Genomic DNA, 18,293 nt, shown 5'->3' on the forward strand with positions numbered 1-18,293 from the left:
TCTATTGTAAACAAAATTCTACATTAAAATTACAAATAATGATACCACTAAAGCATATCATTCCATTATTTTTCATATACTGCATTGTATGGATACATTATTTTAATATAATAAGGAGGTTTATTTTATGGAACAATTTGATATTTATAAAGACATTGCAGAACGTACAGACGGTTGTGTCTATCTAGGAATTGTAGGTCCTGTTCGTACTGGAAAATCTACTTTTATAAAGCGTTTTATGGATTTACTTGTATTACCTAATATAGAAAACAGCTATGCAAGAGAAAGAGCACAAGATGAATTACCTCAATCTGCATCAGGTAAAAATATCATGACAACAGAGCCAAAATTTGTACCAAATGAAGCAGTTGCTATTACAGTAGGTGATGATGTCAATTTAAAAGTACGTTTGATTGATTGTGTAGGCTATATTGTACCAGAAGCAGAGGGACATATGGAAGAAGAAAATGTCCCTCGTATGGTATACACTCCCTGGTCACAAGATGCTATTCCTTTTTTAGAAGCAGCAGAATTAGGAACAAAAAAAGTAATTACTGACCATTCTACTATAGGTATTGTTATTACAACAGACGGTTCTGTAACAGATTTATCTCGTGATAATTACGAAGATGCAGAACAAAGGGTAATTAACGAATTAAAACAAATTGGAAAGCCTTTTGTTGTACTACTAAACACTGCAAGACCTTATAACGATGATACTATTTCATTACAACAAGAATTAGCAGAAAAATATTCTGTTCCTGTATTGCCTGTTAACTGTGCTCAATTAAAAAATGAAGATATTAAAACAATATTAGAAAAGGTACTTTACGAATTTCCTATGAAAGAGATACGCCTTCATTTTCCTACATGGATTGAAACATTAGAAGAAAATCATTGGCTAAAACAAAGTATTATAACAAGTTTAAAAAATTTAATGAATGCTGTTGAAAAGTTGACAGATGTAAAAGAAAATCTAAACACTTTAGAACAAAATGAATACATAAAAAAAGCATATACTGATGGTATTATGTTAGGAGAAGGTGCTATTGACATTGCACTGTCAGTAGATGACAGTTTATTTTATAAAATATTAAGTGAAACCATTGATATGCCTATTGAAAATGACTCCCAACTAATTTCTACCATCAAAATGCTTTCTGATATTAAAAAGAAATATGATAAAATAGAGTGTGCACTTCATGACGTAAAAAGAAAAGGTTACGGTGTAGTATCTCCTGTATTTGAAGAAATTAAATTAGAACAACCTGAAGTATTTAAACAAGGTTCTCGTTTTGGTATTAAATTAAAAGCAAAAGGTGAGTCTATTCATATGATTAAAGCAGATATTGAAACAGAAGTATCTCCTATTATAGGAAATGAAGAACAATCTAAGGAATTTATAGACAGTTTAATACAAGATTATGATGTTAACCCTCAAAAAATATGGGACTTAAATATATTTGGAAGAACATTACAATCTATGGTAAGTGATGGTATGCAAAACAAAATTTATAGAATGCCTGAAGAGGCTCAGCTAAAATTACAAGAAACATTACAAAAAATTGTCAATGAAGGTAGTGGCGGCTTAATTTGTATCATACTATAGTATAAAAGGACAATGCAAAAGCATTGTCCTTTGTTTTAATATTAAAAATTTTTAAAATATTACTCTCCATTTTATACAATAAATGCTATACAACAAAAGTACTATTCCTATTATTATTAAAAATATTCCTATCTTTTCTTTTTTAGTTAGCCCCTGTTGTTGCTTGTTCTTCCGATGCACCACTATTTTCTCCCCTTAAAAATTCTAATTCTTTTTGAATGATTTCAATCAAATTTTCTTTAGGTCTTGCACCTAAATAATATTCTCCTATAATATTTCCTTGTCTATCTACAAAAAATGTTTCAGGAAAAGCAGTTACCCCTTTTAATCTTCCTTCCATCAAAACGCTATCTGGCACAATAATATTATATGTGATATTTAATTCCTCTTGTATCGTTTTTGCTAGTTCTATTACTTCTTCCTTTTTTTGTTCTGAAGCATCATACAAAATACCAATAACATTAACAGATTGTGTTTTCACTATTTCATCTGTAAAAACTTTTTCTAGTTCTACCATTTCATGTAAACATGGTGTAGATTGTGTTGTAAATACACTTACTAATGTTAAATCATAATTTGCAAAAATATCTTTTGTAACAGTATTTCCATAAATATCTGTTGTTTGAAAATTTCCCATATTTTGCTCTATTTTTCTTTGTTCTGCAAATATACTTACTCCTTGTGTAAATGGTACCATATCATATATTGTTACAAGTGTTCTACTAAATCTTTCTGCTGCTATGTGTACTTCTGCTATGTTATTACTACTAATATAATATTGCCATGTACCGTCAGGTGTTTCTCCTATATTTTTATTTTCTGTACAATTCGTTAATTCAGAAATATCTGTTTGTTCCAAAACACTTCTTTTATATACACCAATATAACCAAGTTTTTGTGCTTGTTCTCTCCAATTTTTTATTTGTTGTGCATCATTTTCCCATATTTTTTCTCTATCTTCTTTTGGTACATACAGTACTGCTTGGCGAGCATATGCTAATTCTTGTGTATTTTGCTCATATCCTGCATCAAGATACATAAACAGTTTTCCTTCTTCTAATGCTTTATTAACTTCTTCTCCTAATTGAAAACGCATACCCAAATAATCATACACATATTCTGTTTGTATTGGCATAGAAAAAGCAGACAATTTATAATTTTCTGTTTTTTCTTGTGTTTTAGAAACTTGTGGCTGTGTTTGTTGTGTAGTGCTACAGCCTATTACTCCTCCTATCAATATACAAAATATTATTATTTTATTTAATAATTGTTTCATATTACTTTTTTCCCTCTCTAATTATTTTTTCAACTATTTCTGGTAGTTTTCCTTCTTCTTGTTTTGTTATTTCTGCTGTTTCAATGGGTTTATGAACATACACATTGACTTTTGCAGGACAAATGCGATAACGATTTCCTTCCATTATTTTATAAGAACCATCTATTGTAACAGGCACAATAGGCACTTTTGATTTCGTTGCCAATTTAAAACTACCTGCTTTAAATTCTCCTATTTGTTCTCCTTTACTTCTTGTACCTTCTGGAAAAACTACCATAGAATGCCCACTTTTTAATAGTTTCACACCCTCTAATATTGTTTTTGCAGATTGTTTTATGTCTTTTCTATCTAAAAAAATGCAATGTATTCTTTTCATCCAATCACTTAAAAAAGGTATTTTTTCCAATTCTACTTTTGCCACAAATCCCTCTTTTTTTTCTGGAAGCATAGCCAAAAATATCGCAATATCAAAATCACTTTGATGATTACTTACAAATAGCACTGTTTTATCTTTTGGAATATTTTCTTTTCCATATACTTTAATTTCTGCACCACTATCTTTTACTCTTGCCATAGCCCAGCGGGAAACAACATTATAAACATATTCATTATAAGCTTTTTCTCCTTTTTGTTTTAATATCTTGTCTGCTTTTTTTGCATCAATAGATTTCCACATAAGACAAAAAACAAATTTAAAATACCACTTTATTGTACGCAACATATTATACAGTCCTCTCTCTTTTTTTTATTATTCAAGCAATAAACAACATTACTATTATATACAGAAACACTACGAAAAAAAAGCACTTTTTGCCAAATTATTTTACAGCAAATACTTTCAATTTTATAAAGCTATCTGCCTTTTATTTGCATTTCTGTTCATTCCGTATTATAATAAAAAAATACATTAATGTATCAATTTACATTAATAATGCAGCACAAAACAGTCTATCAATTTGAGCTGTTTTTTAATAAGGAGGGTTACAATGGACGAAACTGTTATTGTTATTATGCTGAAAGATAAAAAAACTGGCTTTTTAGAAAAAGAATTAGGCTGTTATCATTTAGGAGAACAGCACAATATTATGTTAAACATCTATGCTGAAGAAGACGAGCAAAACAGTATTACTGTTTTTTTAAAACTAACCTGTGAAAAAGATGTATCAGATTGGGAATATAATGCCATATTAGATTATTATGATACAGAAACGGTAAAGCCTTTTGTAGATACAATAGAAGAATTGGAACAAGAATATAATCCTGTTTGGCTTGTATCATTTCCTTTTTTACAGCAACAGCACCAAATGGAACAAAAATTACATTTGATATTACAAGCACATCAAAAAGAATTAAATTCTGTATATGAAGTTATAGCAGACAAAAAGGATGATTATATTGAATAAAATTTTTAAATTTTTCTCTGCTTTTATTGTACTTCTTATGGGTTTTACTGGTTGTGATACTATAGTAGAAACTTCCTCTGTACAACCAAAATCACCTAAACAATCTCAACAGGTGATTATTGAAGAAAGTACTCCTTCAAAACCAAATACAGAACAAACACAACAGCAAACACAACAACAAAACCAAATACAGAACAAACACAACAGCAAACACAACAACAAAACCAGTACCAAACAGAAGTACAACAGCAGCAACAAAATCAAAATCAAAATGAAGAACAAACTGCAGAAATGCCAGAAAAAACAGAATACCAAGCTTCTTCTGCTCCAACAGAAAAAACGAAATCTCCCCCTTTTTTAAATTGGGGAGAAACAAATAATCAATATTGGACAAAATTAAAAACAGTAGCAGAGGCTGCAACAACTTTTTATCAAAATAATGGAAACCGTTTTACATTACTTAGCAAAGGCGGAAAACTTTATAGCAGTAGTAATGACTGTTATATTACTACTAACTATTTAAAAAATAACGGTTTTTTAGAACAAGATTTTTCTGAATTTTTATGTGACATTCTTTTAATAAATGGTTGTGATATTGCAAATTATATTGATATTGATATGCCTTCTTCTTCACTAAACATAGGCATTTTTACAGCAATCAAACAACCTTCTGGAAACAAAATAATGCTTTCTTCTTCCACAGACAAAATAGCAAGTATTTCAGAAGAAGATTATTCCAGACTTTTAAAGCAATATGACGCTTATCATGGTAGTGTAAATGTACTTTCTCCTGAAATGGAGGAATACGAAAGAATATTAAATTTTATACGTGTTTATGAAGGAAATTATGATAAATATTATGTTAGAGATATTAGAATGGATAAAAAATATGCTGTTGTTACATTCTCTACTCAAAATGCTCCTAATAATATCAAACAATATGTATTAGTTAACAAAGATGGTTTTTGGGAAGTAGCAATTAATAATTTAGATAAACAATCTAATTTATATTTTGCTGTCAACAGTATATTACCTGATTTTAATTTATCTTTATTACCACCTTATAATGTATATTTTTATAAAAACGATATGAAAGCAGATTTTTCAGATGTATTAAAAAATATGGTTTTTTATGAAATGATAGAGCAACAAAGTCAAGTGCGTTATATTTGTGGCACTACTAATTATTGTTATATTATACTTTATGGCAACGAACATTATTTAGGCAAAAAAATAAATGATGATTGGGACATTAAAAAAGTACAATCTGCTTCAGATGCTATACAATCTATGCAGCTAAATAACAAAAATGCACCTACATTTATTGTATTAGATGAATAAAGGAAGTAATATTTATGACAAAAACAAATGCTATGCGTTTATTAGAGCAATATCATATCTCTTATGATACAGCAAAATATGAATACGATGAAAATAATCTCTCTGGTGTTCATGCTGCAAAAGCTATTGGATTACCTCCGGAACAAGTTTTTAAAACACTTGTTACAAAAGGAGATAAAACAGGTATACTTATTTTTTGCATACCTGTACATTTAGAATTGGATTTAAAAAAAGCAGCTTCTGTTTCAGGTAACAAAAAAGTTGAAATGACACATATGAAAGAATTATTACCACTCACAGGATACATAAGAGGAGGCTGTTCTCCTATTGGTATGAAAAAAAAGTACATTACCTATATTGATGAAACTGCAATACTTTTTGAACAAATTGCAGTTAGTGCAGGCATTAGAGGTCAGCAAATACTGATTTCTCCAGAAACATTAATTACTTTTATACAGGCAAAACAAGCAGATATTACAAAAGATACAAATTAATATTTCATGAAAAAGGAGGGCTGATAATGCGTCACAATATTTATGAAAAGGGATATGGATACATTCCTCGTTTGATTATGGAAGACAGAAGGCTTTCTGCCCTTTCAAAATCAATTTATGCCTATTTCTGTAGTTTTTCTGAAGGGAAAGCTTCTCTTTTTCCTCCTCAAGACAAAATTATTGCAGACTTAAATATGACAGAAGAGGTTTATCGCACTCACTTTCAGCTTCTTGTAAAATGTGGTTATATATCATTGCAGCAAGAAAAACGTTCTGATGGTGGTGTTAGAAATATATTTACATTGCAAAAACAAATTGATTTTTAAATAACAACGTGTCAGCTTTGTTGACACGTATTTTTGTATGAAAAAAACACACAATAATAGAAATATTACAAAGTATTACTTTTACTATATTTTTAAATAAAAAAAGAATATCTTTTGATATTCTTTTTTTATTATTGTGTTATTAATATTACAATCCATTTACCATTCTTGTTAAACTAGATTTTTTTCTAGCTGCTGTATTTTTATGATAAACACCTTTTGAATATGCTTTATCAATAGCAGATACAGCACCTTTTAATGTTGCTGTTGCTGTTTCTTTATCTCCTGCATTCACAGCCACTAATACTTTTTTAATTGCTGTTTTTGTTTGAGATTTAATCATTTTATTTCTTAATGTCTTTTTTGTGATGACTTTAATTCTTTTTTTCGCAGATTTAATATTTGCCAATTTTTGTTCCTCCTATTTTTTATAATTTTTTTTTTAATAATTTGGATATTTTGGGGAATATCACTTTTTACACTTCTATTAACCACAAAAGCAATTTTTTATGCTCCGACACATCTGTGATTAATTCAACACCATCTATTTTAACCCAAAGCAATCCATAAGTCAATGTATATATTTAAAATTCAAGGTAAAAATAATGGCAAAAAGGAATTAATATAGGAGGCAGCATTATGGAAAAAAATATAGCATGGAATTTTAGTCCTAGAACAGACTTAGCAATTGAAGCAAGAGAACTTGCACAGCAAGAACAACAAAATACACAAGAAATAGATGGTGTGAAAGTAAAAACAAAACAGACAGACATCTGTCAAATTACTCATGTTCAAATACTAAATGAAACAGGCAGTGAAACAATGGGAAAACCTATAGGAAATTATATTACAATAGAATCAGAATTATTAAAAGAAAATGACATTACAAGTCACGAAGAAATGATGAAAGTTGTTGCAAACCATATCAACGATTTAACAAATCTAAATGAAAAATCTACTATACTTGTTGTTGGTTTAGGAAATTGGAATATTACTCCTGATGCACTAGGGCCCAAAGTAATTGACAAAATACTTGTTACACGTCATTTAGAAGGTGTACTTCCAGAAGAACTGCAACAATCTGTCAGAAGTGTTGCAGCACTTAGTCCAGGAGTTATGGGCATTACAGGAATTGAAACAGGTGAAATTATAAAAGGTGTTGTTGAAAAATTAAAACCTGATTTAGTTATTGCTATAGATGCTTTAGCTGCTCGTAAATTTAGCAGAATCAATAGCACAATACAAATGTCTGACACTGGTGTCGCACCTGGTGCTGGTGTAGGAAATAAACGAATGACATTGAACAAGCAGACACTTGGTGTTCCTGTTTTAGCATTAGGTGTACCTACTGTTGTAGATGCTGCAACACTAATAAACGATACCATGGACAGAATGTTAGAAGAAATGATTATTCAAACAGAAAAAGGCAGTGCTTTTTATCAAATGCTTCAGTCTATGGATACAGATGAAAAATATAAACTTATTGTAGAAATATTAAACCCATACGTAGGCAATATGTTTGTTACACCAAAAGAAGTAGACGCTGTAGTAGACCGTCTTGCAAACATCATAGCAAATGCTATTAATATAGCACTACAACCTGGTATCACTATGGAAGATATAAATCGCTTTACTTACTAAATATTTTACATTACACAAACACAAACAAAAAATATTATTTAGAAATATTCATTTGTTTTATTAGTTCTAATACAATATAACTTTGTTTTTCTGTTAATGTACGAAAATGGTATACAAGTTCTTTTTCAATATCATTCAGATAAAAAACTTCTGTATCATTATTGAAAAATTCAACTAAAGTTACTCCCATGCAGCTCAAAAGTCTTTCTAGAATATAAATACTTGGCTGACTGATACCTTTTTCTATTTTGTGAATATGAGTTTCTGAAATATCAGAAAGAATTGATAATCTGTAAACACTAATCTTTTTTTGTTCTCTTATTGTTTGAAATCTTTTTGCAATATTCATAGTATATACCCCTATAAATATTATGCTATATACTACATCAAATTATAATCTAATTAAAGTTTTAGTTTTTACTAAATTATAGTTGTGTTTCTTATCTATTTATTTTATAATAAAATTAAATAACAGTCATTCCTAAATCTATACCAGAAAGGGTGATTATTTTGGAATTTAAAGACAGATTAAAAAACTTAAGAAAAGAAAAAAATTTAACACAAATAGAACTTGCTTCTATACTTCATTATGGTTATACTGCTATTGCAAATTATGAAAATGGCAGAAATCAACCCAGAATAAATGATTTAATACGTTTAGCAAATATCTTTGGTGTATCTTTAGATTATTTAGTAGGCATTTCTGATGTAAAACATTACATGACACAAGATACTATACTACAAGAAAATATTGCAAAAAAAACGTATGAAAAAGGTATGGAGCTAACACTTATGGACAAATTAATTATTTGTTTTTTATATAATACATCAAAAAGTTCATTACACACAAAAAACCTAAATCAAGAACAAATTAATAAAATACTACTCAATGCAGAACAACAATGTTATGTTGAATTTTCAAAAAGATTTTATATTTTTTTAAAAGATAATTCTTTCAGAAAAATTATACTAACACAAATTCAAAACGAATTAAAACAATTTTATTTACAATAGTAACTTATCAATATCTAGTCAAATATATTGTGATATAAAATAGCCTTGAAAGTTATACTCTCAAGGCTAAAATAATAACATCAATTTTTAAAACTGTGTATTGGTGCTGGTATTCTTCCGCCTCTTTTTATAAATCCTTCACAGCTATAAGTATTTACAGGCATAATTGGTGCATAACCCAAAAGTCCACCAAACTCTACTTTTTCTCCTACTTTTTTTCCTATTACTGGTATCAATCTCACTGCTGTCGTTTTATTATTTATCATACCAATGGCTGCTTCATCTGCAATAATACCTGAAATCGTTGCTGCTGAAGTATCACCTGGTATAGCAATCATATCTAAACCAACAGAACAAACACAAGTCATAGCTTCTAACTTCTCTAATGTTAAGGCACCTTTTTCTGCTGCAACAATCATGCCATGATCTTCACTGACAGGAATAAAAGCACCGCTTAATCCACCTACATAAGATGATGCCATAACACCACCTTTTTTTACATTATCATTTAATATAGCAAGTGCTGCTGTTGTACCTGGTGCACCTGCTTCTTGTAATCCCATTTCTTGAAAAATTTCTGCAATACTATCTCCAATTAATGGTGTTGGTGCAAGTGATAAATCTATAATACCAAAAGGTACATTCAATCTTTTTGCTGCCTCTTGTGCAATAAGTTGTCCTACTCTTGTAATTTTAAATGCTGTTCTTTTTATTGTTTCACAAAGTGTTTCAAAATCAGCTTCTCTTACTTCTTCTAATGCTTTTTTTACTACACCAGGACCACTTACTCCTACATTAATGACACAATCTTTTTCTCCTACTCCATGAAAAGCACCTGCCATGAATGGATTATCCTCTACTGCATTACAAAATACTACCAATTTTGCACAGCCTAAACAGTCCTGTTCTTTTGTCAATTCTGCTGTTTGCAGTATAATTTCTCCCATTTTTTTTACAGTATCCATATTTAAACCATTTCTAGAAGTACCAATGTTTATAGAAGAACAAACAACATCTGTTTCTTTTAATGCTTGTGGTATAGAATTAATTAAAATTTCATCTGACTTTGTACAACCTTTTTGTACTAATGCAGAAAATCCACCTATAAAATTTACTCCTACTGCTTTTGCTGCTCTATCTAAAGTATGTGCTATACTAACATAACTATCTGTTTTACAACCTGCTGCTGCAATAGCAATTGGTGTCACAGAAATTCTTTTATGTACTACAGGTATACCAAATTGTTTCGCTAATTCATCTCCTACTTTTACTAAGTCTTTTGCACAAGTGGTAATTTTTTGATACACTTTTTCATTAAACTTATCAATATCAGCATCAGCACAATCCATAAGATTAATACCCATAGTAATAGTACGCACATCTAAATTTGCTTCTTCTATCATTTGATTTGTTTCTAAAACTTCACTTCTTGTAATCACAAAAGATTTCCCTCCTTAAACACGATGCATACAATTAAAAATGTCTTCATGCTGCATTTTTGCTATAACATTCATGTCCTTGCCTAATTCTACAAGTTCATCTGATAAAACAGTAAATTCTTTTTTTGCCGCAGATAAATCTACAATCATCATCATATTCAAATAACCACCTACAATGGTTTGAGAAATATCTAAAATATTAATACTATTTCGTGATAAATATGTACAAACAGTTCCTATAATGCCTACATGGTCTTTTCCTAACACTGTAATAATACCCTTCATGTATATCCTCCTTTATTTTTATCACATCAGTTTTACAAAATAATTGTATACATAAAATCACTTTTTTGCAATAGAAAGTCAAAAAAAGATTTTTTATTTTTATAAAAATTCTAAAAAAGCCTTGAAAGTATACACTTTCAAGGCCTTTTTTTACAAATCTTGTTCTGCATTAATAATTCTTTGCACTTTTGCACCATCAAAATAATGTTCTAATATCTGTTTATAATCAAATCCTTGTTCTGCCATACCCATAGCACCATACTGGCTCATACCTGCACCATGTCCATTACCAGCACCATATATTGTAATACTTTCTAATTCATTCTCTGGTGTTTTCTGTTGTTCTATAGCAATAAAAGCACTTGGCAATATGGCATAGTTTATTTTTTCACTACCATCTTTTAACTGCAATATCACATCATTTTCACCTGCTTTTACAGGCTTTAATATATTCCTAATAGCATACTCTGTTTTAATACGTGCAGTACCATTTTCGCCTGTTACTGTCAAAAACATAGCATTTCCTCCTTCTCCTCTTTGTGAAACAGTAATATCTTTTATTTTTCCTAAATTAGAAGGGTCTGCTACTTTCCATGTACCATCTTGTTGCAATACTTCCACCAAATTATGATTAGACTGGTATACTTGTTGTATTCTTGCATTAATATCATCAATTACCTCTTTTGGCAATGTTGTTTTCCAGCGAAACCATGGTGAAGCACTGTCATAACTTTGCACTTCCCAATTTTTAAAAAATGCCTCTGCATTTTCTTGTTTTGTTAAATCTCCTATTTCTTCTGTTAATCCTTGTTTTTTACTAATTAAATACCCTTTATTTTCAGAGGGAAATGTTTTTCCATTATCTGCTGCCCAAACTTCTCCCGAATTTGCTGTAACACCCGCTGATGTAGAATAAAAATTCGCATTTACTACTTTATCTCCATATGTTACTCCCATACCTTCCGTTTCTTCTACAGCTCTATCTGAAATTTGTTGTGTTTGACTGCCATTATACACTTGGCTATTTGTAGAGTCATCTACATGAGCACCATAATCACTATAGCGATTAGCAAAAAATTGATTAAAAGCATAACTTCTTGCAGAAACAGCTTGTACTTTTAAAGGTTCTAATCCAAAACTAACAGGCATTTCAAAAGGTACTACTCCCTTCAAATAAGTTTCAAAAGGTACTTCATTTATTATTGTAAATCCATCTGCTGTTTTTTCTAACTCTAAAGTTCCCCTATATTGTGGAGAAACACCATTTCTTGAAATACTTTTTATTGTAAATTGTCCATCATCTTCTGTTGTAACATACACTCTATTATTTTCAAAAAGTCCCATATCATTCTCTGGTGTCAATGTAACTTCTTCTCCTGCTTGAAATGTTTTTATAACATCTCCTCCTTGCAATGTAAAAGGCCTGTCGGCTGTCAATATAATATTTTTTTGATTATAACCTGTATAACCTGTATTGCTCAAAAGTACTCTAATATTATTTGGAACTGCCTCTCTTGTTATTACAGCTGCTGCGACTTTTCCATCTTTATAATAATAATCTGCTATATCTGTACCACTAATCAAACGTGTTATAGGTCTTCTTGTTACAACACCATCATTTTCTTCATATATTTTTGCATTTTCTGCCCATTCTAAAACACCATGATTTTGCAATTCTATACTACTATTTGTTGCCTTTTTAATTATATCACTTCCACCATTTTCTAATGGTGTGATAGAAACAACACTATCTCCTTCTATTTGTATATCTGCTATACCACTTTGTGGCAAATTTTCTATATCTGCATATTCATATAATTTTATGCCATCTCCTGTATCAATTTCCACACCATCTTTTGTAGTGGTAAAATAAGCATTTTGTATGATTGGACTTTCTTCTAATATTTCTTCTATTGCAACAACTTCTCTATCTTTTTCTAATATTTTTATTTTTTTATTTCTTAAAGGTTTTAAATCTCTTCCTGTTGCTGTAAATATGCCATCTTCCATTAACAATATTGTACCATTATCTGCTGTATCTAATAAAACTTGCTCTCTAGGTTGTATACCATAAGAGTATAAACTATCTTCTGCTCTTCTGCCTTTTAATGCTTCTTGAAACAACTCTAACCATAGACTATATGCTACTGCTTTATTTTTATTTTCATCATTTATTGTAATTTTTGTTTCATTATCTGGATTTAATCGATTGATTAAAAATTGTGTTTGTTCTAGTGTCACATTTTCTTCTGGTAAAAAGCTTTCTCCCTCTCCTGAAAGATAGCCAGCTATTACAGCTGCATTAATATAGGGATAATACCAATCTTCCACACTCACATCATTGAATTGAATATTATTTTTCATTTCTGCTATTTCTTCTGGTGTATAAAATGATAATGCTATCATTTTCGCCATTTCTCCTCTTGTTACAGGGACATCATCTCCAAATCTCCCCACATTTGCCCCTTCTATTTGCAGTAATGTACCTGTTTTGGGCGACTGCATAGGCTGTTCTCTAGATTGTACATTTTCTCTTTTGCAGCCTCCTAATAAAAGCATAGCAATACAAAATAAAAGAGTTGTTTTTTTCATGTTTTTATTCTCCTTCCTCTTTTGCAAAGACTTGTACCATTTTTATCATTTTATTCCAAAAGAATAAATTTATTCCTAATAAAAAAGACCTTTCTATATGAAAGGTCTTTTTATACTTCATATTTGTGACATTACAGCATCTCTAATCAAGTCATTTCTTATAAAATAGTAAAATCTTTCTGAAAATTCTACACAACACTTTTTTTCTACGGATTGCATTATATTTTTCATGGCTTCTTTATCATTATGCAAGTTATTTTTCTGTATTTCATCTGAATAATTCTTTTTTAATGTTTGATATACAAACCATATAATCAATCTATCCATAGCTACCAAATTTATATCATTTTGTATTGCTGTTTTTAATATCTTTTTTTCTATCATTTTATATGGTGTCATTTCATAACGAATATCAGAAACTCCTAACAAATAATCTATAGAAGTATCAAGAACATCGGCTATTTTAATTAAATCTTCAAATTTAGGTCTATTTATTCCTCTTTCATAATTAGCGATTGTTGTATAACCATAATTTAAACGCCTTGCAAGTGCTTTTTGTGTAAATCCTTTTTCTTTTCTTAATTCTTTTAATCTTTCGCTAAATTTCATTAACATTAAAATCCCCCTTATATATATTTATAAATAGTTACAATTTGCTTTTAACACTGTACAAATATTATTTTTAATGTATTATTATATTTATGAGATTTTAGTAAGTGCAACACAAAATATATTTATTGTTTTCAATACGTAAGATATTTATCTATATATTACATATATAATAATATATATAGTATATTATTCACCTCTTAAAGTCAATCATATAAAATAAAAAAGAGGTGAATTACATGGATAAATATGACAGTAGATATATTCAAATTGGATTAAAAATTGCATACTATCGCAAAAAGAATGGTTTTACTCAAGAACAGCTAGCTGAAAAAATAGATTTGAGTGTTGGCTATTTATCTCAAATTGAAACACCAAGTGTTGCTCAACCAATCTCATTAAAAACATTATTTACTATAGCGGATATTTTTCATGTTCCGCCATCTAAATTTTTAGAATTTGATGATGATTGATAGGAGGAAAATTGTATGGATAAATATGACAATAGGTATATTCAAATTGGGCTAAAAATTGCATATTATCGTAAAAAGAATGATATTACTTTGGAAGAATTAGCTGAAAAAATAAATCTAAGTGTTAATTCTTTATCTCAAATTGAAACACCAAATGTTGTCCAACCAATTTCATTAAAAACATTATTTACTATTGCAGATGTTTTTCACATTTCACCAGCCAAATTTTTAGAATTTGATGATAAATAAACATTTTTACTAAGAACAAAAAAATACTCTATTATCTAAAAAGATAATAGAGTACAAAATTTTAATCCCAAAATGCCGGTTCCCACCTCTTGACACCTAGCCTACGCCAGGTGGGCAACCGCAGCAAAGACTCTGCCTTCCTCTGCCCAAAGGGAATTATGTTGAGGCCTGGCATATCTTTTGCATATAGGAATCCCGTTTAAGTCATGTAGGTTCAAATACGGCAGGAGTGTCGAACACTTCAGGAATTTAAAATATATTGTAGTTATTTGTTTTACAGTATATATTATAGTATGTTTTTTTCAATATGACAATACCTAAGTGATATAAAATTTTATTTTTCTTTTTGTAATATTGCTGAAAGAATAAATATGGTTGCTCCTAATGCCACAAAAACATCTGCTACATTAAATATTGGCGTACTTTTTTGAATTATTTTATTCATAAAAACATTTTTATATTTTTTTTGATTATTAATATAAATAAAATCTGTTACTTCTCCATATTTTACCCTTTCTATAAAATTTCCTAATCCTCCACCTAATAATAAACTACAAGCAATGCTATTGATTTTATTACTTTTACCTATCTGAAAAGCACAATAAATCATACTAATTACAGAAACACATTTTATTGCTTTTATATGACCTTCAAAACTATTATATGCTGCACCTTTATTTTTTATGTGCCAGAAATAAAGCCGTTTTTTTACAATTTCTTTTTTCTCTCCCACTTTTATATTTTTGCATACCATTTTTTTCGTTAAATTATCTACTATCGTTATTAATGCTACTATAATAAAATAGTCCATGCTTCATCTCCTCCTGTTAAAGTATATCATATTTTTATAAAAAATGCTAAAAACTCTTGTCACAAACAAAATGCTGTATTATAATTTAGTAGAAGGTATTTTATTCAAAATTTTTTAAATAAAAAGAGAGAGGTGTTTTAAATGGCTTTAGTTACAACAAAAAAAATGTTTGAAAAGGCTTTTGAGGGACATTATGCAGTAGGTGCATTCAACATCAACAATATGGAAATTATACAAGGTGTTGTAAATGCTGCAAAAGCACAAAATTCTGCTGTTATATTGCAGGTTTCCAAAAGTGCTTTAAAATATGCTGGTCCTCTTTACTTAAAAGCAATGGTTGATGCTGCCGTACAAGAAACAGGCATTGATATTGCTTTACATTTAGACCATGGCCCAGACATCGAAACAGTAAAAGAATGTATCGCAGCTGGATTTACATCTGTTATGTTTGACGGTTCTCACTATGATTATGAAGAAAATGTAGCAAAAACAAAAGAAGTTGTTGACTTTGCTCATTCTCATGGTGTTGTAGTAGAGGCTGAATTAGGTAAATTAGCTGGTGTAGAAGACGATGTAAAAGTTGATGCTGCTAATGCAACATACACAGACCCAGACCAAGCTGTTGATTTTGTAAAACGTACTGGTGTTGACTCTCTTGCTATTGCAATTGGTACAAGTCATGGTGCTTATAAATTTGCTGGAGAAGCAAAATTAGATTTTGACCGTTTAGACACTATCACAGAAAAATTAGAAGCAGCTGGTATACACAATTTCCCTATTGTACTCCATGGTGCATCTGCTGTTGACGAGTCTTCTGTTGAAACTTGTAACAAATACGGCGGAAAAATTGCCGGTGCAAAAGGCGTTCCTAATGAAATGCTTCGTAAAGCAGCTTCTAAAGCAGTTTGCAAAATTAACATGGATACTGATTTAAGACTTGCTATGACAGCAGCTATTAGAAAGAGCTTCGGCGAAAAACCAGAAGCATTTGACCCAAGAGGTTACTGTGGTGATGCAAGAAAATTAATTCAAGAATTGGTTGAAATGAAAATCAAAGACGTACTCGGTGCTACTGACTCTATGAAATAATTTTTTATAATAATAAAAACCCTGTGAATTTGTTCATAGGGTTTTCTATTTTGAAAGGATATGATATTTTTGTACGAATTAGTTCAAGTAGCAGAACATACCTATTATATAGAATGTCCTGCAAAAATAGGCGTTTATGAAGATACAGACGGTGTTTATATTATTGATAGCGGAAATGATAAAGATGCAGGCAGAAAAATCAAAAAAATATTAGAGGAAAAAAACTGGAATTTAAAAGCAATATTAAACACACATTCTAATGCAGACCATATTGGAGGCAACCAATTTTTACAAAAACGTTTTCATTGTACCATCTATTCTACACCTATGGAAAATATAGTAACAGAAAATACTATACTAGAGCCTTCTTTTCTTTATGGCGGTTATCCTTTTGCTGCTTTACGTCATAAATTTCTTATGGCACAGCCAAGTCAAACACAAAATATTAAAAATGCTTGTTTACCTGAAGGTTTTGAAATACTCTATTTACCTGGACATTTTTGGGATATGATTGGCTTTAAAACACCTGACGACATTTATTTTTTAGCAGATTGTGTTTCTAGTGAAGCAATATTAAATAAATATCATATTTCATTTATATATGATGTTAGAAAATATTTGGAAACATTAGATTATATTAGCACATTACAAGGAAAACTGTATATACCTGCTCATACAGAAACTACAGAAAATATTGCTGCACTTGCAGAAATAAATAGAAAAAAAATTTATGAAATTATAGAACTCTTGCTATCACTTTGTAAAACACCTTCTACAGCAGAAGAATTGCTCAAAAAAGTATTTGACCATTATAAATTAGTAATGGACGCAAGCCAGTATGTTCTGGTAGGTAGTACTATACGTTCCTATTTGTCTTATTTAATAGACGAACAAAAATTAACAACAGAAATTGTTGATAATAGATTTTTGTTCCATACCATAGAATAAATTTATATTTTGTCTGGGGAAACTTTTCATAAGTGAAAAAAGTTTCCCCTTATACTATTCAATTTAGTTATTTTTCAACCATTTTATATAATTGCTTTCGCTTCCATTCCAATAACAATAAATACATTTTCCATTTTCAAAAATGTGCTTACAATTTGTATAACCATATAAATAATGTGCACATTCAGGACATAAATTTATCATATGAGAACTTTCTTTTAAAAATTCACTTCCACATTCGTCACAAATTGCTAGCTCTTTTTTGTCCATAAAACCATACCTTTCTATTCATTAAATGCTGGAGAATAAAAAACAGAATAAACATCTATCATCATTAAACTACCTAATTGATAGCCATATATAAATTCCTCTGTTCTGATAATACCTCGTAAGTCACTTGTTATATTATTATACTCATCAAATAATTTTTGCCCTTCATCATCTAATTTTTCTATTATCATTTTTTCTAATTCTTCTAACCTTTCATATATTTTTAAATGCTCTTTGCTATATTCATAGCTTCTCGAATTAACTTTTATTTCGTCTTGTGAAAATAATTCTAATATAGTTTTCATAATAATATTCCTTTCAAAAATATATTTTATCTATTTTTTATTATAACTCATTCAATAAATAGTGTCATTATACGAACACTATTATTAAATCAATTTTACAAGGATAATTAATAAAATGC

General features: G+C 29.6%; 23 protein-coding genes and 1 other RNA gene. 12 read left to right on the forward strand and 12 right to left on the reverse strand.

The genetic code is table 11. The features are described from left to right. The first annotated feature begins 127 nt into the window (after nucleotides 1-127). Nucleotides 128-1,609 carry a stage IV sporulation protein A gene (gene spoIVA / locus C820_RS00795; protein ID WP_004036202.1) on the forward strand — a complete coding sequence of 494 codons (1,482 nt, stop codon included), beginning with the start codon at nucleotides 128-130 and terminating at the stop codon, nucleotides 1,607-1,609. A 142-nt stretch (nucleotides 1,610-1,751) separates the two neighbouring features. Here the strand turns inward: spoIVA and C820_RS00800 are convergent, their stop codons facing one another. Both C820_RS00800 and C820_RS00805 read right to left on the reverse strand, forming a co-directional pair. After that, the gene (locus tag C820_RS00800) at nucleotides 1,752-2,885 is read right to left on the reverse strand and encodes a TlpA family protein disulfide reductase (RefSeq protein ID WP_004036201.1); all 1,134 of its coding nucleotides are present in this window, start codon (nucleotides 2,883-2,885) and stop codon (nucleotides 1,752-1,754) included. A 1-nt stretch (nucleotide 2,886) separates the two neighbouring features. Continuing rightward, the gene (locus C820_RS00805; protein ID WP_004036200.1) at nucleotides 2,887-3,606 is read right to left on the reverse strand and encodes a lysophospholipid acyltransferase family protein; all 720 of its coding nucleotides are present in this window, start codon (nucleotides 3,604-3,606) and stop codon (nucleotides 2,887-2,889) included. 265 nt (nucleotides 3,607-3,871) lie between these two features. Here C820_RS00805 and C820_RS00810 point away from each other — a divergent pair, with 265 nt between their 5' ends. The 5 genes from C820_RS00810 to C820_RS00830 are packed head-to-tail and all read left to right on the forward strand — an operon-like array spanning nucleotide 3,872 to nucleotide 6,449. Further along, a complete protein-coding gene (locus C820_RS00810; RefSeq protein ID WP_004036199.1) occupies nucleotides 3,872-4,288 on the forward strand; it encodes a DUF6762 family protein in 417 nt (138 codons plus the stop codon). Beyond that, nucleotides 4,281-4,649, forward strand: coding sequence for a hypothetical protein (locus C820_RS00815; protein ID WP_251855618.1), 369 nt, complete (start codon nucleotides 4,281-4,283; stop codon nucleotides 4,647-4,649). The genes C820_RS00810 and C820_RS00815 overlap by 8 nt, the downstream gene beginning before the upstream one ends. Next, nucleotides 4,580-5,629, forward strand: a complete 1,050-nt coding sequence (locus tag C820_RS00820; RefSeq protein WP_251855619.1) for a hypothetical protein — start codon at nucleotides 4,580-4,582, stop codon at nucleotides 5,627-5,629. The genes C820_RS00815 and C820_RS00820 overlap by 70 nt, the downstream gene beginning before the upstream one ends. Nucleotides 5,630-5,643: 14 nt before the next feature. Then, nucleotides 5,644-6,123: a Cys-tRNA(Pro) deacylase gene (gene ybaK, locus C820_RS00825; RefSeq protein ID WP_004036197.1), complete on the forward strand. Its 480-nt coding sequence runs from the start codon at nucleotides 5,644-5,646 to the stop codon at nucleotides 6,121-6,123. A 26-nt stretch (nucleotides 6,124-6,149) separates the two neighbouring features. After that, on the forward strand, nucleotides 6,150-6,449 hold the full coding sequence (locus tag C820_RS00830) for a helix-turn-helix domain-containing protein (RefSeq protein WP_004036195.1): 300 nt from the start codon (nucleotides 6,150-6,152) through the stop codon (nucleotides 6,447-6,449). Between the two features lie 148 nt (nucleotides 6,450-6,597). Here C820_RS00830 and rpsT read toward each other — a convergent pair whose 3' ends face one another. After that, complete coding sequence (rpsT, locus tag C820_RS00835; RefSeq protein WP_004036194.1) at nucleotides 6,598-6,858, reverse strand: 30S ribosomal protein S20; 261 nt, start codon at nucleotides 6,856-6,858, stop codon at nucleotides 6,598-6,600. 230 nt (nucleotides 6,859-7,088) lie between these two features. Here rpsT and gpr point away from each other — a divergent pair, with 230 nt between their 5' ends. After that, a complete protein-coding gene (gene gpr, locus C820_RS00840) occupies nucleotides 7,089-8,090 on the forward strand; it encodes a GPR endopeptidase (RefSeq protein ID WP_004036193.1) in 1,002 nt (333 codons plus the stop codon). Between the two features lie 34 nt (nucleotides 8,091-8,124). Here gpr and C820_RS00845 read toward each other — a convergent pair whose 3' ends face one another. Then, a complete protein-coding gene (locus C820_RS00845) occupies nucleotides 8,125-8,439 on the reverse strand; it encodes a helix-turn-helix domain-containing protein (RefSeq protein WP_004036192.1) in 315 nt (104 codons plus the stop codon). 161 nt (nucleotides 8,440-8,600) lie between these two features. On the opposite strand from C820_RS00845, the gene C820_RS00850 reads away from it, so the two are divergent. After that, nucleotides 8,601-9,104: a helix-turn-helix domain-containing protein gene (locus tag C820_RS00850; RefSeq protein ID WP_004036190.1), complete on the forward strand. Its 504-nt coding sequence runs from the start codon at nucleotides 8,601-8,603 to the stop codon at nucleotides 9,102-9,104. Between the two features lie 80 nt (nucleotides 9,105-9,184). Here C820_RS00850 and C820_RS00855 read toward each other — a convergent pair whose 3' ends face one another. The 4 genes from C820_RS00855 to C820_RS00870 all read right to left on the reverse strand — a co-directional run bounded on the left by C820_RS00855 (nucleotide 9,185) and on the right by C820_RS00870 (nucleotide 14,035). Continuing rightward, the gene (locus C820_RS00855) at nucleotides 9,185-10,543 is read right to left on the reverse strand and encodes a PFL family protein (protein WP_004036188.1); all 1,359 of its coding nucleotides are present in this window, start codon (nucleotides 10,541-10,543) and stop codon (nucleotides 9,185-9,187) included. Between the two features lie 15 nt (nucleotides 10,544-10,558). Beyond that, nucleotides 10,559-10,828 (reverse strand): ACT domain-containing protein, encoded by a 270-nt coding sequence (locus tag C820_RS00860; RefSeq protein ID WP_004036187.1) that lies wholly within the window; start codon nucleotides 10,826-10,828, stop codon nucleotides 10,559-10,561. A 150-nt stretch (nucleotides 10,829-10,978) separates the two neighbouring features. Further along, nucleotides 10,979-13,420, reverse strand: a complete 2,442-nt coding sequence (locus C820_RS00865; protein ID WP_004036186.1) for a SpoIID/LytB domain-containing protein — start codon at nucleotides 13,418-13,420, stop codon at nucleotides 10,979-10,981. A gap of 117 nt (nucleotides 13,421-13,537) precedes the next feature. Next, nucleotides 13,538-14,035 (reverse strand): helix-turn-helix domain-containing protein, encoded by a 498-nt coding sequence (locus C820_RS00870; protein ID WP_004036185.1) that lies wholly within the window; start codon nucleotides 14,033-14,035, stop codon nucleotides 13,538-13,540. 233 nt (nucleotides 14,036-14,268) lie between these two features. Here C820_RS00870 and C820_RS00875 point away from each other — a divergent pair, with 233 nt between their 5' ends. Continuing rightward, nucleotides 14,269-14,502, forward strand: a complete 234-nt coding sequence (locus C820_RS00875; RefSeq protein ID WP_004036184.1) for a helix-turn-helix domain-containing protein — start codon at nucleotides 14,269-14,271, stop codon at nucleotides 14,500-14,502. A 15-nt stretch (nucleotides 14,503-14,517) separates the two neighbouring features. Continuing rightward, nucleotides 14,518-14,751: a helix-turn-helix domain-containing protein gene (locus C820_RS00880; protein ID WP_004036183.1), complete on the forward strand. Its 234-nt coding sequence runs from the start codon at nucleotides 14,518-14,520 to the stop codon at nucleotides 14,749-14,751. Between the two features lie 60 nt (nucleotides 14,752-14,811). On the opposite strand, the gene ssrS is transcribed toward C820_RS00880, so the two are convergent. Further along, nucleotides 14,812-15,002, reverse strand: a non-coding RNA gene (gene ssrS / locus C820_RS00885) — 6S RNA. Nucleotides 15,003-15,085: 83 nt separating this feature from the next. After that, nucleotides 15,086-15,562, reverse strand: coding sequence for a signal peptidase II (lspA, locus tag C820_RS00890; RefSeq protein ID WP_004036182.1), 477 nt, complete (start codon nucleotides 15,560-15,562; stop codon nucleotides 15,086-15,088). Between the two features lie 141 nt (nucleotides 15,563-15,703). Here lspA and C820_RS00895 point away from each other — a divergent pair, with 141 nt between their 5' ends. Continuing rightward, on the forward strand, nucleotides 15,704-16,651 hold the full coding sequence (locus C820_RS00895) for a class II fructose-bisphosphate aldolase (RefSeq protein WP_004036181.1): 948 nt from the start codon (nucleotides 15,704-15,706) through the stop codon (nucleotides 16,649-16,651). Nucleotides 16,652-16,711: 60 nt separating this feature from the next. Next, nucleotides 16,712-17,599 carry an MBL fold metallo-hydrolase gene (locus C820_RS00900; RefSeq protein ID WP_502799859.1) on the forward strand — a complete coding sequence of 296 codons (888 nt, stop codon included), beginning with the start codon at nucleotides 16,712-16,714 and terminating at the stop codon, nucleotides 17,597-17,599. A 63-nt stretch (nucleotides 17,600-17,662) separates the two neighbouring features. Here the strand turns inward: C820_RS00900 and C820_RS00905 are convergent, their stop codons facing one another. Next, a complete protein-coding gene (locus C820_RS00905; protein WP_004036178.1) occupies nucleotides 17,663-17,869 on the reverse strand; it encodes a hypothetical protein in 207 nt (68 codons plus the stop codon). A 14-nt stretch (nucleotides 17,870-17,883) separates the two neighbouring features. Continuing rightward, the gene (locus C820_RS00910) at nucleotides 17,884-18,174 is read right to left on the reverse strand and encodes a DUF6809 family protein (RefSeq protein WP_004036177.1); all 291 of its coding nucleotides are present in this window, start codon (nucleotides 18,172-18,174) and stop codon (nucleotides 17,884-17,886) included. Nucleotides 18,175-18,293 lie beyond the last annotated feature (119 nt).

This window comes from Clostridium sp. MD294 (genome assembly GCF_000364165.2).
GTDB lineage: Bacteria > Bacillota > Clostridia > Lachnospirales > Anaerotignaceae > Coprocola.

Coding starts and splice junctions, on each gene's coding strand:
- lspA (WP_004036182.1), bottom strand. CDS start 15,562: ATGGACTATTTTATTATAGTAGCATTAATAACGATAGTAGATAATTTA.
- ybaK (WP_004036197.1), top strand. CDS start 5,644: ATGACAAAAACAAATGCTATGCGTTTATTAGAGCAATATCATATCTCT.
- C820_RS00910 (WP_004036177.1), bottom strand. CDS start 18,174: ATGAAAACTATATTAGAATTATTTTCACAAGACGAAATAAAAGTTAAT.
- C820_RS00805 (WP_004036200.1), bottom strand. CDS start 3,606: ATGTTGCGTACAATAAAGTGGTATTTTAAATTTGTTTTTTGTCTTATG.
- C820_RS00895 (WP_004036181.1), top strand. CDS start 15,704: ATGGCTTTAGTTACAACAAAAAAAATGTTTGAAAAGGCTTTTGAGGGA.
- C820_RS00870 (WP_004036185.1), bottom strand. CDS start 14,035: ATGTTAATGAAATTTAGCGAAAGATTAAAAGAATTAAGAAAAGAAAAA.
- C820_RS00865 (WP_004036186.1), bottom strand. CDS start 13,420: ATGAAAAAAACAACTCTTTTATTTTGTATTGCTATGCTTTTATTAGGA.
- C820_RS00830 (WP_004036195.1), top strand. CDS start 6,150: ATGCGTCACAATATTTATGAAAAGGGATATGGATACATTCCTCGTTTG.
- C820_RS00875 (WP_004036184.1), top strand. CDS start 14,269: ATGGATAAATATGACAGTAGATATATTCAAATTGGATTAAAAATTGCA.
- C820_RS00905 (WP_004036178.1), bottom strand. CDS start 17,869: ATGGACAAAAAAGAGCTAGCAATTTGTGACGAATGTGGAAGTGAATTT.
- gpr (WP_004036193.1), top strand. CDS start 7,089: ATGGAAAAAAATATAGCATGGAATTTTAGTCCTAGAACAGACTTAGCA.
- C820_RS00845 (WP_004036192.1), bottom strand. CDS start 8,439: ATGAATATTGCAAAAAGATTTCAAACAATAAGAGAACAAAAAAAGATT.
- C820_RS00820 (WP_251855619.1), top strand. CDS start 4,580: ATGCCAGAAAAAACAGAATACCAAGCTTCTTCTGCTCCAACAGAAAAA.
- spoIVA (WP_004036202.1), top strand. CDS start 128: ATGGAACAATTTGATATTTATAAAGACATTGCAGAACGTACAGACGGT.
- C820_RS00810 (WP_004036199.1), top strand. CDS start 3,872: ATGGACGAAACTGTTATTGTTATTATGCTGAAAGATAAAAAAACTGGC.
- C820_RS00800 (WP_004036201.1), bottom strand. CDS start 2,885: ATGAAACAATTATTAAATAAAATAATAATATTTTGTATATTGATAGGA.
- C820_RS00860 (WP_004036187.1), bottom strand. CDS start 10,828: ATGAAGGGTATTATTACAGTGTTAGGAAAAGACCATGTAGGCATTATA.
- C820_RS00880 (WP_004036183.1), top strand. CDS start 14,518: ATGGATAAATATGACAATAGGTATATTCAAATTGGGCTAAAAATTGCA.
- C820_RS00900 (WP_502799859.1), top strand. CDS start 16,712: ATGATATTTTTGTACGAATTAGTTCAAGTAGCAGAACATACCTATTAT.